Source organism: Bordetella tumbae (genome assembly GCF_054780995.1).
On record NZ_BAAGVG010000005.1, the window covers coordinates 1 to 15,805 of the forward strand.

The 15,805-nt window shown below is 61.5% G+C and carries 8 protein-coding genes; 4 read left to right on the plus strand and 4 right to left on the minus strand.

The genetic code is table 11. The features are described 5' to 3' along the window. Window positions 1-89: 89 nt before the first annotated feature. The gene (locus ACYVI2_RS04260) at window positions 90-3,887 is read right to left on the minus strand and encodes a YhdP family protein (RefSeq protein ID WP_460490269.1); all 3,798 of its coding nucleotides are present in this window, start codon (window positions 3,885-3,887) and stop codon (window positions 90-92) included. Here ACYVI2_RS04260 and glnE point away from each other — a divergent pair. Then, the gene (gene glnE / locus ACYVI2_RS04265) at window positions 3,886-6,678 is read left to right on the plus strand and encodes a bifunctional [glutamate--ammonia ligase]-adenylyl-L-tyrosine phosphorylase/[glutamate--ammonia-ligase] adenylyltransferase (protein ID WP_415822150.1); all 2,793 of its coding nucleotides are present in this window, start codon (window positions 3,886-3,888) and stop codon (window positions 6,676-6,678) included. The two genes, ACYVI2_RS04260 and glnE, sit on opposite strands and share 2 nt — an antisense overlap. Window positions 6,679-6,879: 201 nt before the next feature. Further along, entirely contained in the window at window positions 6,880-7,560 is a 681-nt protein-coding gene (locus tag ACYVI2_RS04270; protein ID WP_415822156.1) for an epoxyqueuosine reductase QueH, read from the plus strand. A 319-nt stretch (window positions 7,561-7,879) separates the two neighbouring features. Here ACYVI2_RS04270 and hrpA read toward each other — a convergent pair whose 3' ends face one another. Then, window positions 7,880-12,106 (minus strand): ATP-dependent RNA helicase HrpA, encoded by a 4,227-nt coding sequence (gene hrpA / locus ACYVI2_RS04275; protein WP_415822149.1) that lies wholly within the window; start codon window positions 12,104-12,106, stop codon window positions 7,880-7,882. 270 nt (window positions 12,107-12,376) lie between these two features. Between hrpA and argA the strand changes: the two genes are divergently transcribed. Together argA and ACYVI2_RS04285 are read left to right on the plus strand one after the other, a co-directional pair. Next, window positions 12,377-13,732: an amino-acid N-acetyltransferase gene (argA, locus tag ACYVI2_RS04280; RefSeq protein ID WP_415822148.1), complete on the plus strand. Its 1,356-nt coding sequence runs from the start codon at window positions 12,377-12,379 to the stop codon at window positions 13,730-13,732. A 164-nt stretch (window positions 13,733-13,896) separates the two neighbouring features. Beyond that, window positions 13,897-14,169 carry an oxidative damage protection protein gene (locus tag ACYVI2_RS04285; RefSeq protein WP_415822147.1) on the plus strand — a complete coding sequence of 91 codons (273 nt, stop codon included), beginning with the start codon at window positions 13,897-13,899 and terminating at the stop codon, window positions 14,167-14,169. A 53-nt stretch (window positions 14,170-14,222) separates the two neighbouring features. Here the strand turns inward: ACYVI2_RS04285 and phoU are convergent, their stop codons facing one another. Beyond that, the gene (gene phoU, locus ACYVI2_RS04290; protein WP_415822146.1) at window positions 14,223-14,960 is read right to left on the minus strand and encodes a phosphate signaling complex protein PhoU; all 738 of its coding nucleotides are present in this window, start codon (window positions 14,958-14,960) and stop codon (window positions 14,223-14,225) included. A 138-nt stretch (window positions 14,961-15,098) separates the two neighbouring features. After that, on the minus strand, window positions 15,099-15,776 hold the full coding sequence (gene rpiA, locus ACYVI2_RS04295; protein WP_415822145.1) for a ribose-5-phosphate isomerase RpiA: 678 nt from the start codon (window positions 15,774-15,776) through the stop codon (window positions 15,099-15,101). Between the last annotated feature and the right edge of the window lie 29 nt (window positions 15,777-15,805).

The window sequence follows — 15,805 nt, forward strand, 5'->3', positions numbered from 1 at the left end:
AGGCCCGGCGGGGCTTTTACACGCCGACCTCCTGCGCCAAAAGAACTCCACTCTACGCATGCCACAGACTACAACCGTACGGGCATTTTTTAATGCTCGATATAGTCTCGGTTCGATGAGCGGCCAGGTGCAGGCTTTGTCTCGACCGGATCGACCTTGGGGTCGTCCCACGATCCCGTTACGGCATACTCCATCGTCATCGCATGAGCCAGCGGTTGTTTCAGTAACCATTGCGTCACGAACGCCCCAAGACCGATCAAAGGATTCACGGCCAACGCTGTCACGACGGCTGCGCCGCTGGCATCCAGATTGGGAATCACGACCGCTTTCATATTCCACTGCTCGGCCACGATGTCGGTATCCCCGGCCAACACAATCGTCGCCACCGGACCGTTGAGTTTGTAGCCCTCGGTATGCGCGATCCCTCGGCTCAAGGCCATATCGCCCCGGATCGTATCAAAAGGAAAACCGTCCCGCCATGCGTCGGCCGGATTCGCCTCTAGTTTGGCCAGGCGCTGCAATGACTGCAGGGACAGAAGCTCCAGCAAACGGGCGCTGCGCGAATTCACGTTCAAGAAACGCCCCTTGTCCAGGCTGATCTGCACGTTGCCTTCGAGGTTGGCCAGATCGTGCGTCCAGGGCAGATCGCGCCATGTCACCTTGCCTACGATCGAACCGCTGCCGCCGCCCACATAATCCTTGTAGCCGATACGGTCCACAAACGCGCCCAGATCCTTGAATTGGGCTTTGGCATCCACGCTCAGGCCACGCTGCGCCCCTTTGAGGCTCCAATTTCCCGTCGCATCCAACGTAGCCGACTCATTACCGATATGCAGTTTGTCCAGGCGCCATAACTGGCCTCTTTCCAGATTGGTTCCCAAGACCTCGAGCTTGCCGACATTACTGCCGTACAGCGAAAACTGGTCCGCCTGCAGGTCGATCGCCGGGATATCCGACAAGTCATCGTCGGGCGTCGGCCCATCCTTGACGGGCATGCTGGTCGCGACGTCTGAGTCCTCACCCAGGGCCAGGTGTTTGAGCCGCGCGGTGACACGCCCTGCAATGGCGCCGGAGGCTTCCTGCCAGGATAGAGAACCGGCTGCCTGCTTGGAATTCAGCGACACCTGCCACTGCGCGGGCTGAGGACGCGTCGCAGCAAGCGTCAAATTGTCCATCGACCAACCCGCTACGCGCAGATGCTGCGTCGTCAAATTGATCCGATTCAGCATGGGCAATACTTCCGAGCGCGCAGCGGCTTTGTCTGAGTCCGACTTTTTGGTGCCCTCGGCCTCGTCGGCGACCTGTTGCCAGGCATCCAGATCCAGTTCCGGCATTTGCACATCGACCAGCATCCCGGCAGCCGCAGGCAACACCGCCGGCCGGCTCACACCCAATGCGCCGCGTGTGAAGTAACTGCCGCGCGCAGCGCGATCATGTTCCAGCAACAAGGCGACGTTGCCCCCAAGGCTCACCGATAGTTGATCGCGCTTGCCGCTATCGGCCGCGCTCGCCGCGCCCCAACTCGCTTTCAGCGGCAACGAGGCCGTCTTGGTTTTGCCTACCGGTGCGGGCAGGTCTATCGCCATCCCAGTCAGATCCGAATCCAGGGCGAGGTCCAATATTCCGCCCGGCCCATATCCGACATGCCCGCGATACGAAGTCTGGCCAGACAAGCGCTCCATCAGGGGATTACGCACCCATTGCGCCAGTCCCGAGGCAGGCACGGTCCCCTCGACACGCAAAGTATCCTGGCGTTGCTCGAGCCTGCCGCTGATACGTGCCTGTCCACCCAGAAACTCGGTGCGTAGCGCATCGACCCGCAGCCCACGTTCGGAAAACATCAATTCGCCCTGCACGTCCCGCAGCATCGGCATCTGCGGCACAAAACGGAAATCATTGCCCGCAAATACGATCCGTCCATCGACCTTGGAGTCTTCCGCATTCAGCAGCGGCACCTCGAGCTTCAACGGCACTCGCCACGCACCGGTGCCCTCGGCCGTATCGAGTATGCCGTCCAGCAACTGCCCCAATTGATAATGATTTGCCAGCGCTAAATAGGCTGGCACGGCACCGGAGATCTCACCGTCGAGATGCAGCGTCGAGGCGTGCTCCATGTCTGGAATCGAGGCTCGCACCGCCCCGATCGTCAGCGTATGGTCCTCGCCGATGTGCGCAATCGCTCCGCCCGGCGTGTCCAGCGACAGGCTGACTTTGTCCACGGCAAAATTGCCCGAGACGTTTTCCAGCCGCGGCCAGCCCTTGTTGCGGCCGTGCGGCGGCGCATAGTCAACGATCGCTCCGCTGTAGGCGCCCGCAATACGAAACTGGCCATGATCCTCTTTATCCTCAAAGGGGAATTCGTCCAGGTCGCCTTTCACCGTGACCGAAGCATCGCGGATATGTCCCGCGGGCAAGCCACGTGCCAGCCATTCACGCGCATCGGCGTTCACGGTCAGAGGCAAGTACTTGTGAATCGCCGACATACTGCCGCGAGCCAGATTTCCCTGAAAATCCGCCGTGCCCGCGATGGTCTTGCCCTGCCCGGTCCAGCGCCCATTCAGACGGGCATCCAAATCATCATTGGCCAAATCAAGCTGCCTGACGTCAACCACCAAAGGCTGCTGCGACGGATGACGCACAGTCGCGTCCAGACGCAACGTATCGACCTGCAGCAAGGCAGGATCGAACGTCTCGGGCAGATTGGCCTGCAAACCCGCCAACTCGGCACGGACAGTCATGCCAGCGTCCTCTGCCGCGGGCGCCAGTGGCACACCGTCCCATTGTGTGACGCTGCCGGGCGGCCCTTGCAGATGAAATGTGCCGGACTCCAGGCGAAACGCCAGCGCCTGAGACGATGTGGCAGTATGCGGTGCCGCTTGGGATGCAGCAGACCCCGCCGCCGCGTCATTCGTTGGCGTAGGCGTTGCATTAGCATCATCCGTCGCGTGCCAGCTCACCTCGCGCAATGCCGCATCCGCAGTGAGGTCAGTGATCTTGCCCTCATCCAAAGTCAACCACGCACGTGCTGCCCCCCGGCCCGAAACAGCCGGCACCGAAAGCCAAGGCGCCCAGGCCTCGGGCTCAGCATCCTTGATTTCCGCATAAAGCTCACCCGTCCAACGCGGTGCACCCGCCTGCAGAGGATTGCGATAAACATTGCCCCGCAGCATCACCTCACTCGCGAGCGCGGCAGGCGGCTCTGCCGACAAGGCAAAGCGGTGAGTCAGCAGCCCGTTGTAAAGCCGCAGACTGACATTACGCAACGCCACATCAGGGGCCTGACGCAGCTCATCCTGCCAATGCACCGTCGCCCCGACCAAGGCCAGATCACGTTGATTCGCCAACCAGCGCACCAACGGCGAGCGGCCACGCTCATCATCTGCACCAGTATTGAGATCAATCGATTGGCCCGCCACCCACAAATGATCGGCCACATCGCGACGAACCCATAACTCTGGGCCATCCACCCGCAGGCTGAGCAAACGCGGCGACAACACCAGTACGCTGCGCCAACCCAACACCGCCGAGACCGTTGGCAAGGTCAGCACCGGCTCGTTGTCCGAACCGTACACCACCAACGAGGTCAATCGCAGACTCGGATTCAAACCGCGCCAATCCGCTCTCAGCTCGCCAATCTGCACACGCGCGCCCAGTTCCTCGCTGGCATACGCCTCAATGCGAGGACGCCACTGATCGATATTGGGCAGGATCCAATATCGCAAACCGAGCAGAACAGCGGCCGCGGCAATATAAACGGCGAACCCGGTCCAGAATAGACAACGGAAGACTTTGGCAATTAACGACACAGAGCAGTGGGCAGAAAGAACTTCTTGGGGTATCGTCCCCTTATACCTGAAACGCGTCTTTCCGTCTGCACTTCCTCCCATGTCTGCCTCTCTGCTCGCCCCCGCCCTGGCCTGGTCCGGTTATCTGCGCCGCCGTGTCGATACCCATCCCGATCTGGCTGCCTGGCTGGAAGTCGCCAGCCATCATCCCGTCACACCGAACGTGCTGGCCGCTTGGCAAGCGGAACTGGCAGGCGCCGAGGCCTCGGCCGTCCTGCCGGTCCCTCAATGCCGCGAGGTCCTGCGCAAACTGCGCGAGCGCGTGTTCACGACGCTGATGGTGCGCGACCTGGCCGGCCAGGCCACACTGGAAGAAGTCGTAGGCGCCATGACGGCCCTCGCGGACCTGGCAGTGGCGATCACTTACCGCAGCGTCGCAGCAGAACTGGCCGAGACGCACGGCATCCCGCGCGATCCTGCCACCGGTGCCCCTCAGGAAATGCTGATCCTCGGCATGGGCAAGCTTGGCGGTCGCGAGTTGAACGTCTCATCAGATATCGATCTGATCATGCTGTATGGCGAAGAAGGTGAAACCGACGGCCCCCGCCGCATCAGCCATCACGAGTTCTATGGGCGTCTCACGCGCCGCATGATGCCTGTGCTGTCAGAGGCCGACGCCCACGGCCAGGTGTTTCGCACCGACCTGCGCCTGCGCCCCGACGGCGACTCCGGCCCACCTGCGTGGAGCCTGGACGCGCTCGAACACTATCTCGTCGCCCAAGGCCGCGAGTGGGAGCGCTATGCCTGGCTCAAGGCACGCTTGATTCCGGCGCAGGCCTTTCCCGATAGCGACTCCACCGCACAAGCCCGCCAGCTCGAAAGCTTGCGCGTGCCCTTTGTGTATCGCAAATATTTTGACTTCGATGCCCTGGCGTCCTTGCGCGCCCTGCGCGAACGCATCCGCCAGGACTGGCAGCGCCGCGCCCTGGCGCGCAACGGCGTAGACAGCGCCAACAACATCAAACTCGGCGACGGCGGCATCCGTGAAATCGAGTTCGTCGTGCAATTATTCCAGCTCATCCGCGGCGGCCGCATGCCTGCCCTGCAGCGGCGCGGCCTGTTGCAGGCACTGCACGCCGAACGCGATGCCGGCCTGATCAGCACCGACGATGCACAGCGCCTGGAAAACGCCTACCGCTTTCTGCGCCGCGTCGAACATACACTGCAGTATCGTGAAGACGAGCAAACCCATCTCTTGCCTGGCGATGCCGAGCAGCGCGCACGCCTGGCAAGTGCGCTGGGACTGGGCGCCGAGGAATTCGAGCGTACCTTGACGGAACACCGGACCTTTGTAGAACAGACGTTTCGCAACGCTTTCCGGCTGGCCGGCATGGGCGATGCCGACGATCACCCCTCCTCCACCGCAAGATCCGGTCACGCCTCGGATGCTCAGTCGTCCGCCGACGACGAACACGATGCGGAAAGCCGTCTGGCAGAACAAATCAAGCAAGCCTTTGGCAACGACGCCGACGACCTGCTGCGCCGCGCCGAATCGCTGCTGAACAGCCTGCGCGTACGCACCCTGCCCGAAAGCAGCCGGCGCCGCCTGGAAACACTGCTGCCCGCCGCCATCGAGGCAGCCCGGCAGACATCGGCCCCGCAACAAGCCGCCGCGCGCCTGCTCGACCTGATCGAAACCATCGCGCAGCGCAGCGCCTACCTGGCCTTGCTGGCCGAATTCCCGGATACGCTGGCGCGCGTGGCCCGCATGGTCGCTGCCAGCCCCTGGGCAGCTCAATACCTGACGCAGCATCCGTTGCTGCTGGACAGCCTGATCGATTGGCGCACCCTATTCCAGCCGCTGGATTTCGCGCAGATCGCACGCCAGCTCTCTGCCGACCTCGATGCCTGCAAGCTGCCCGATGGTGAGCCGGATATCGAGCGGCAGATGAACCTGATGCGTGACGTCCAGCGCCAGGCGAGTTTCCAACTGCTGGCCCAGGACCTCGAAGGCGAACTCACCGTCGAAGCACTCGGCGACCAGCTATCCGCCCTAGCCGACATGCTGCTGGCCGAAACCATTCACCGCGTCTGGCCGCTGGTCAACAAAAAAGCCGGCGCGGCGCCGCTGTTCGCCATCATTGCCTACGGCAAACTCGGCGGCAAAGAACTGGGCTACGCCTCCGATCTGGACCTGGTATTCCTCTTTGACGATCCCCGCGATGACGCCGCCGAGGTCTACGCCAAACTGGGCCGCCGCATGACCTCGTGGCTCTCCACCATGACCTCGTCGGGCCGCCTGTACGAAACCGACCTGCGCCTGCGCCCCGACGGCGATGCCGGTCTCTTGGCCGTGTCCGTCGAAGCCTTTGAACAATACCAGCTGAAACACGCCTGGGCCTGGGAACACCAGGCCCTGACCCGGGCCCGCTATGCTGCCGGCGACACCAGCATCGGTGCGCACTTCGAGCGCATTCGCGCCGACGTCCTCGTCCAACCCCGCGACGCCGCCGCCTTGCGCAACGAAGTCCTGGCCATGCGCGACAAAATCAGCGCCGGACATCCCAACCAGAGCGGCGATTTCGATTTGAAACACGATCGCGGCGGCATGGTCGACGTCGAGTTTGTCACCCAATACCTGGTGCTCTGCCACGCCGCCACCCATCGAGTACTGGTCAACAACCTGGGCAATATCGCCCTATTGCGCCTGGCCGCAGAGGCCGGGCTGATCCCCGCCGATCTGGCCCAGCTTGCCGGCGACGCTTACCGCACCCTGCGACGCACGCAGCACCAACTACGTTTGCAAGGCGTCGAAAAAGCTCGTGTGCCTCAAGATCGATTGATCGACGAACGCGCGGCGGTCACCGCACTGTGGAACACGGTATTGGGATAACGTAGGCACTCTCCCGAGGAAATACCGGGCCGCATCGAGTTTCGAGGCTCCCCCAGAAGAAGCGGCTCTGCTCCCTCCTGAACCCGACCTTGCGCTGGCCACGCGGTGTGTCTCGGGGACAGACACGTCGGGCGAGTGCTCTATGGGGCACTCGCAAATCATCGTAAAATAAGGGTTTTTACCGCCACCTCCCTGCCTGCCATGTCTGAATTCGTGCGTCCCCAACTCGAACTGCCCACCGGCCGCCGCAAGGTGCTGATGCACTCGTGCTGCGCGCCCTGTTCCGGCGAAGTCATGGAAGCCATGCAGGCATCGGGCATCGATTATTCGATTTTTTTCTACAACCCCAACATCCATCCTGTCAAAGAATACGAGATCCGCAAGCAGGAAAACATCCGCTTTGCCGAGCAACACGGCATCGAGTTCATCGACGCCGACTACGACATGGATAACTGGTTCGACCGGGTCAAGGGGCTGGAAAACTCACCCGAGCGCGGCGAGCGCTGCACAGTCTGTTTCGACATGCGATTCGAGCGCACGGCCCTGTATGCGCACGAACACGGCTTCGATACGATCACCAGCTCACTGGGGATTTCGCGCTGGAAAGACATGAACCAGATCAACGGCTGCGGCGAGCGTGCAGCGGGCCGTTATGACGATCTGGTCTACTGGACATACAACTGGCGCAAGGGTGGCGGATCTCAGCGCATGATCGAGATTTCCAAGCGGGAAAACTTCTATCAGCAGGAATACTGCGGATGCGTATACTCACTGCGCGATACGAACCGGCATCGACGCTCGCAGGGGCGGGATCGAATTCATATCGGCGTAAAGTTTTACGGCAAGGAAGAGATCGTCGATCTGACTACGTTGAAAGATTGAGCACGTAGTTTTTTGCTGGCATACCGAGTCTCTATTTAGACGTCCCTGCAGGAGCCTTGTGGAATTCCAAACACCGCGAGCCGGGGGCTGGCGTGTAAAGGGTACGCCGACCCGTTGAGGCCGCCGAGCCTGGTGTGTCAGGCGGGGGGAAGTCGGCTGGGCATGTTTGAGTGGAGCGCAGCGGAGCGAGTTTGCCCAGCCGCCCCGCCTGACATACCAGGCGAAGGGAAGTCTGGACGCGCAGGCGTCCAGACCGGCCGAATGGGTCGGCGTACCCTTTACACGCCAGCCCCCGGCGGTTCAAGAACCCCACCCGACGCTACCTCCGCAACGACTCCCAAGCCTTCACCAACCGCTTCACCGAAACCGGCATAGGCGTCCGCAATTCCTGCGCAAACAACGCCACCCGCAACTCCTCCAGCAACCACCGAAACTCATCCAACCCGGGATCCGAAGCCCCCTTCAACGCAGCCCTCGCACGTTGATACTGCGTGAGCAAAGGCGCCATATCAGACATCAACCGCGCATCCCGGGCCGGATCAGCCCGCAGCTTATCGATACGCGCCACCGCAGCCTTCAGATAGCGCGCAAAATGCGCCAGATGCGCATACGCCGTATCGCGGATGAACCACTTCGGCACCAGCGCCCCGATCTGCTGCTGCAGATCCGCATAAGCCGCCGCATGCGGTTTAGCCTGAGGCAGCTTGCGCTGCAACGCTGCATACTCAGTCAGAATCGCATGCGACAGCCGAGCGACCTCCTGGGCCAACAACCCCAGCCGCCCCTTGCCATCCTGCCGCCGCGCCTCAAACGCCTGCTCGTCGGCAGGCCACGGATCCGTCAAACAAGCCTGCGCCAACGCACAATCAATGATCTGATCACGCAGATCCTCTTGCGTGCCCAAGTTCATATACAGCATGCTCATCTTGGTGAGATCAGGCAAATTCTTTTCCAGAAACTTCACCTGGTCACGCAACCCGATCCGGAACAACCGCAACAACCCCGAGCGATGATGGCGCCTGGCCTCGTCAGGATCATCGAACACATCCAGATCGCAGTGCGTGCCACGATCCACCAGCGCCGGATAGCCAATGACGGACTGCCCCTTGCGCTTGATCTCCATGATCTCCGGCAACGCGCCAAAAGACCACGAGGTCAGGTTCTCATGCGCCAATGCCTGGGCAACCCCCGCATCGCGCACCGCCAACTGCTGGAACGTCGCTTGTGCCTGTTTGCCGAACTCGGCCTTCAGTTGCGCCAGATTGCGTCCGGCCGCGAGCATACGTCCGTGCTCGTCAACCACTTTGAAATTCATGAACAAGTGGGCAGGCAAGGTCTCCAACTTGAAATCGCCGGTAGCCGGACGAACCTGGACCTGATCCCACATATCAGCGATCAAAGCATCCACCAAGCCCCGTTGCGGATCCGCCATACGGTCGTACCAGCGATCATAGAAACCGGCCGCGTAATCAGGCAAAGGCACACAATGACGCCGCAGCTTTTGCGGCAGCGACTTCAGCAACAGATGTGCCTTTTCTTTCAGCATGCCCGGCACCAGCCATTCACAGCGAGCAGGATCGATCTGATTCAACGCAAACAAAGGCACAGACAACGTCACCCCATCACGCGGCGAACCCGGCTCGAAATGGTAGTCCAGCGGCATGACCACGCCCTGCCACTCCACCTGTTTCGGAAACACGTCAGTCGTCACGCCCGCCGCCTCGTGCCGCATGAGCTCGTCACGCGTGAGCATCAACGCAGCAGCGGCCGCTTTATCCAGGCCGTGCACCCATTTTTCCAGGCTCGCCGTCTGCGAAATCCCCTCAGGTAATTGGCGGTCGTAGAACGCGTAGATCAACTCATCGTCAACCAGAATATCGGGACGACGCGCCTGGTGTTCGAGCTTTTCAATGCCAGCAATCAGTTTGCGATTGTGCGCAACGAATGGCAGGCGCGTATCGATCTCGCCCGGCACCAGGGCCTGACGGATAAATAATTCACGCGCATGCTGCGGATTGACGCGGCCATACTGAATGCGCCGGCCAGCGTAGACGATCAGGCCATACAATGTCGCACGCTCATTGGCGACCACCTGCCCCGCCTTCTTTTCCCAGCGCGGATCGGACCAATTGCGGCGCAGCAGATGCGAGGCCACGCGCTCGAGCCACACAGGCTCAATACGCGCCACGCAGCGGGCATATAACCGCGTGGTCTCGACCAACTCGGCGGCCACGATCCAACGGCCGCCTTTTTTCGCCTGACGCGAACCCGGGTGTATATGAAAGCGAATATCGCGCGCACCGCGGTAATAGCCGCCCTCGTCGCTCTTGAAACCGATATTGCCCAGCAACCCCGACAACAACGCAAGATGCAGCTGCTCATACGTCGCCTCGGTCTGGTTGACTCGCCACCCCTGCTCGCCCACCAGCGCCGACAGCTGCGTATGCACATCGTGCCATTCACGCAAACGGATGGGCGACAGGAAATTCTGGCGCAGCAACGCTACGAGTTTGCGTTGCGAAGCCTTGTGCTGCACTTGTTCGCCATACCAACGCCAGAGCTTCAAAAACGACATGAACTCGGATTTGTCGTCGGCGAACTTGGCGTGCGCGGCCTCCGCCGCCTCGCGTTCTGCCATGGGACGATCACGCGGGTCCTGCACAGACAGCGCCGAGGCGATGATCAGCATTTCCGCCAAGCACTGTTGCTCGCGTGCCGCCAGAATCATGCGGCCAATGCGAGGATCGACGGGCAGCTTGGCCAACTCGTGACCCGTGTGGGTCAACACATATGACGAGCCCGTGCGCGAGGCTTCGTTCGCCTCCTCATCATCCGAAGCCGACGCCGACTCGATCGCGCCCAACTCCTGCAGCAGATGATAACCATCGGCGATGGCACGCCCCGGTGGCGCCTCGACAAACGGAAACTGTTCGATCTCGTCGAGCCTGAGCGACTTCATCCGCAGAATCACGGAAGCCAGCGAAGAACGCAGCACCTCTGGATCGGTGAACGCCGCGCGGCCATTGAAGTCCAGTTCGTCATAGAGACGAATACACACGCCCGGTCCGATACGCCCGCAGCGCCCGGCACGCTGATTGGCCGAGGCGCGGCTGATCGGCTCAATACGCAGTTGCTCGACCTTGTTGCGCCACGAATAGCGCTTGATACGCGCCAGCCCGCTATCGATCACAAAGCGAATGCCCGGCACCGTCAACGAGGTCTCGGCCACGTTGGTCGCCAGCACAATGCGGCGCGCGTTGGTGCGCGGATGGAAAATCTGCTCTTGCTCGGCCTGTGACAAGCGCGCATACAAAGGCAGCACTTCGGTGCCTGCAGGATGATGTTTGCGCAGCGCCTCTGCCGACTCGCGAATCTCACGCTCGCCAGGCAGGAATACCAACACATCGCCAGGACCATGGCGCGCGCATTCGTCCACCGCATCCACAATTGCGTCGATCAGATCGCGTTCTTCGTCACCAGCCAAGCGTTCGCGATTCGACTTGTTGCCGGGCGAATCCTCGCCCTCATCCGTTTCATCGCGGACCGGCCGATAGCGCACCTCGACTGGGTACAACCGGCCCGACACTTCTATCACGGGGGCAAGGCGCAGTCCTGGATGATCGGTGGATACTCCCCTGTCGCCCTTGCCTGCGCGGCTCCGCTCATCTGCACTATTTCCCTGTCCTGGGCGACCCGAGCGATCTTCCCCAGCTTTCTGGCCTTCGCTATCCGGTCCGCGCTTGCTTGCTACCGAATCGCCCGAGGTGCCGCCGATCTCAGACGCAAAATGGCGCGCAAAACGTTCGGCATCAATCGTCGCCGAAGTAATAATGACCTTCAGGTCGGGACGCCGCGGCAGCAGCTGTTTCAGATAGCCCAGCAGAAAATCGATATTCAGGCTGCGTTCGTGCGCCTCATCGATGATCAGCGTGTCATAACGGCGCAGCAACGGATCACGCTGCGACTCGGCCAGCAAGATGCCGTCCGTCATCAGCTTCACCGAAGCATTCGGGCCGGTGCGATCATTGAAGCGCACCTGGTAACCAACAATTTCACCTAGAGCGCTGTTCAGTTCCTCGGCGATGCGTTTGGCGACCGACGTGGCGGCCAGCCGGCGCGGCTGAGTATGGCCGATCATGCGCTGGCGGCCACGGCCCAATTCCAGGCAGATCTTGGGTAACTGCGTCGTCTTGCCCGACCCGGTTTCGCCGCTGACGATCACCACCTGATGGCTGGCGATGGCACGCGCGATCTCCTCTCGCCGCGCGCTGACCGGCAAGTCCTCGGGATAGGTGATGACGGGAATGGGCCGCTCGGGCGGCGGCGCCTTGTCCGCCGCAGACGAACGCGGTGCATCGCGCCGGCCATGCTGACGCTTGCCCGAAGTGGGCGCATCGCGTGGCGGGGCCTGTTCAGGCGCGCCTGGCGAGGGCGCATCGCGTCGCTGGCCTTGCTCACGCTTGCCTGACGCAGGCACATCGCGCGGACCTTGCTCACGCTTGCCTGGCGTCTTGCCGCGCGCGGGCGGAGGGGAAACTTCTGACATGTGCGATTTATCCTTTAAGCCGCCATTATAAAAACTTGTCATGCCTGCGCTGAGAGCGCCCGTTGTCCCGCCGCCATGGAACGAAGCCGGGCTCAATGCCGCCCCATCAGGCCCCTCTGGTGCAGAACTGTTGCATAGATACCCTTTTTGATTCGATTGATTTAGGGCCTGTCCCTGTCACGGTCATATAATTTCGTGCAGCGCCGCCCTACGCGGCACCGGCCACGCCCTTGAGCGTGCCTACGTCCTCAGGAAGCTCATCCGCCCATCATGTCCGATCAGGAACCAGAAACCGTCTCTGCCCAAGAAGCCCCCGAATTCGCCGCTGCCCAGTTTGTCCGATGGTTCCGAGACGTGGCGCCGTATGTGCATGCATTCCGAGGCAAGACCTTTGTGATCGCCTTTGGCGGCGAACTCGTCCAGGCGGGAGCGCTCAATGCGCTGGTACAAGACTTGTCGCTGTTGTCCGCGCTGGGCGTACGCATGATCCTGGTGCACGGATCACGCCCCCAGGTGAACGAGCAACTGCGCCTGAAAGGATTCACCCAGCAGTTCGATCGTGGTATGGCGCCCACCGACCCCGCAGCGCTGGAATGCGCCAAAGAAGCAGCGGGCGAGATTCGCCTGGATATCGAAGCCGCCTTCAGCCAGGGCTTGCCCAACACGCCCATGTCGCATTCGCATATCCGGGTGATTTCGGGCAATTTCGTCACGGCCCGCCCCACGGGCGTGGTCGACGGGGTGGACTACCAGCACACCGGGCAAGTCCGCAAAATCGATGTCGATGCGCTGAAGTTCGCCATTGAACGAGGCTCGATTGTCCTGCTGTCGCCCCTGGGCTTCTCGCCCACTGGCGATGCCTTCAATCTGGCCATGGAGGACCTCGCCACCAGTGTCGCGGTTGCCCTGCGTGCCGAAAAACTGATTTTTCTCTCCAGTTCGCCAGGAGTGCTGTCACCGGATGGATCGGTGGACACCGAGCTCGCACGCGTCGACGCCGATGCCCTGTTGCAGCAAGGCGATCTGGACGAAGACACCGCGTTTTATCTGCGGCACGCCTCGCTGTCAGTCAAACGCGGTGTAGCCCGCGCACACCTGGTGCCCTACGCCCTGGACGGCAGCGTTCTGCTGGAAATCTTTACCCACGATGGCGTGGGCACCATGGTGGTCGAGGATACGCTGGATGACCTGCGTCCCGCGACACTGGACGACGTCGGCGCGATTTTGAGCCTGATCGAGCCCCTGGAGGCCGATGGCACGCTGGTGCCGCGTCCGCGCAGTGTCATCGAACGCGAGGTGGAACACTTCACGGTACTGGAGCACGACGGCGTCATCTATGGCTGCGCGGCGCTGCACCCCTACCCCGAGGAGCACATGGCAGAAATGGCCTGCCTCATCGTGCATCCGGAATGGCAAGGCACCGGCGAAGGCGAAATCCTGCTGCGGCACATGGAGTCGCGTGCCCGGGCCATGGGCGCGCGGCGGCTGTTCGTGCTCACCACTCGCACCTCGCACTGGTTTATCAAGCGCGGCTTTGTCCAGGGCGGCATCGCAGATTTGCCCCGTGGCAAGCAGAACAATTACAACCGTTCGCGTAACAGCCTGATTTTCATCAAAAAATTGTGATTAGCTGACGGGCTGCTCCAGCCCTGAACCGGTCCTGCTGCACGGGCGGCTCATATGAGCCGCCCGGTTCGGCAAGCCCAGCGGGCGCGCTGCTGTGCCCCTTGCGCCCACGCCAATGCCAAGCCCGGTAAAATGACGGATCTCATTCAAACCGGCAGCAAACCATGTCCCGTATCGTCAACTGTGTAAAACTGAAACGCGAAGCCGAAGGGCTCGATTTTCCGCCGTACCCCGGTGAAATGGGCACGCGCATCTGGCAAAGCATTTCCAAGGAGGCTTGGGAAGAGTGGAAACAGGTCCAGACGCGTCTGGTCAACGAAAACCGCCTGAACCTCGCGGACGCTCGCGCCCGCAAATACCTGCAACAGCAAATGGAACGCTTTTTGTTCGAAGACGGCAGCGTCGAAGCCCAGGGCTTCGTGCCGCCCTCGGAATGATCGCGACCCAATGATCATCATGCCCGGGCCCTGACGGGCCCGGGCGGCGCGGCTCACGCCTCGCCGTTCGATTCCGTGGTCTCGGCCTCTACCTCGCCGCGCGCCTGACGTTCGGCGTTTTTAGCGCCGGTATGGCGGACATCCGCCCCCCTGACCAGATAAATCACGCGCTCGGCCATGTTTTTGGCGTGATCGCCAATGCGTTCCAGCGCCCGTGCGATGAACACCATATCGATGGCGCGCGAAATCGTGCGCGGGTCTTCCATCATGTAGGTGATCAGATTGCGCAGCGCGCCCTTCCATTCGCGATCGACTTCTTTGTCATTGCGAACGACCTGGGCAGCCAACACAGGATCCAGACGGGCAAACGAGTCCAGCACGTCGTGCAGCATACGGCCCACGCTGGCAGCCATATGGCGTATCTCGATGACCGGCATAAAGCGTTGATCGGCCTCATACATGCGTCGAACGGTATTGGCGATTTTTTCAGCCTCGTCGCCGCAACGCTCCATGTCCGTCAGCATCTTGGACACGGCCAGCAACGTGCGCAAATCAATCGCCGTCGGCTGATGGCGCGCCAGAATCAGGCCGATACGCTCATCGATCTCGACCTCAAAGCGGTTGACCTGCTTTTCGCGCTCGCGCACCTTTTCGACCAAATCCATGTCGCCCGTAGGGACCGCGTCGACCGATTCCTGGATCATGGCCTCGACCACGCCGCCCATCTGCAAAAACTGCGAACGGACGCTTTCCAGATCGGCGTCGAATTGCTTGTTAGTGTGCTCCGTCATCCGGACTCCCTGCGTAGGTTTGATCATGGCGTTACCCTTTAATGCGCAATGCGTGATGGGCCTGCCGACCCGCAAGGTTATGACTTAATTATGACAAGATTATTAATCCGGCTGCGCCGCTGGGCAAGCGGCAAAACCTCAGGATCGCTCAAGCCGCCGAATGCCGTTCTGCGTGGCTAACAACGCAATATGCGCCCCCACGCGTGCGAACAGCCCGCAAGTCACCACACCCGCCAGATTGTTCACGATGAGTTCCAGATTCGGCGCATCATCAATCTGCAAACCCGACACATCCAGGATGATGTTTCCGTTATCCGTCGTAACCCCTTCGCGCAGCTGGGGCTGACCGCCCAGCGCAATCAGCGAACGTGCCACCGACTCGCGCGCCATCGGAATCACCTCGACCGGCAAGGGGAAACGCCCCAGGCGCTCGACCAGTTTGGATTCGTCGGCAATGCAGATGAACTGCTCGGCTACCGACGCCACGATTTTCTCGCGCGTGTGAGCCGCGCCGCCGCCTTTGATCATGTGCAAGCGGCCGTCGATCTCGTCAGCCCCATCCACATAGACGGGCATGGTGGTCACGTCGTTCAGGTCCAGCACCTTGAGCCCATGCCCCGCCAGGCGGGCGGCACTGCGCTCGGAGCTGGCCACGGTACCGCCCAACCGCCCTCGAAACCTGGCCAGGCCGTCGATGAAAAGATCGGCGGTCGATCCCGTTCCCACGCCGATGATGACGTCAGGGCCGACCAGAGGTTCAATCAGAGCCAGCGCCGCATCGGCGGCCTGTTGCTTAAGTTCTTGCTGAGTAAGCATAGTGCGCTAGCGCGCCGGAGCACGCGAAA

Excerpts from the sequence above, each read along its gene's own strand:
- glnE (WP_415822150.1), top strand. The coding sequence starts at position 3,886 with ATGTCTGCCTCTCTGCTCGCCCCCGCCCTGGCCTGGTCCGGTTATCTG.
- ACYVI2_RS04260 (WP_460490269.1), bottom strand. The coding sequence starts at position 3,887 with ATGGGAGGAAGTGCAGACGGAAAGACGCGTTTCAGGTATAAGGGGACG.
- ACYVI2_RS04270 (WP_415822156.1), top strand. The coding sequence starts at position 6,880 with ATGTCTGAATTCGTGCGTCCCCAACTCGAACTGCCCACCGGCCGCCGC.
- hrpA (WP_415822149.1), bottom strand. The coding sequence starts at position 12,106 with ATGTCAGAAGTTTCCCCTCCGCCCGCGCGCGGCAAGACGCCAGGCAAG.
- argA (WP_415822148.1), top strand. The coding sequence starts at position 12,377 with ATGTCCGATCAGGAACCAGAAACCGTCTCTGCCCAAGAAGCCCCCGAA.
- ACYVI2_RS04285 (WP_415822147.1), top strand. The coding sequence starts at position 13,897 with ATGTCCCGTATCGTCAACTGTGTAAAACTGAAACGCGAAGCCGAAGGG.
- phoU (WP_415822146.1), bottom strand. The coding sequence starts at position 14,960 with ATGACGGAGCACACTAACAAGCAATTCGACGCCGATCTGGAAAGCGTC.
- rpiA (WP_415822145.1), bottom strand. The coding sequence starts at position 15,776 with ATGCTTACTCAGCAAGAACTTAAGCAACAGGCCGCCGATGCGGCGCTG.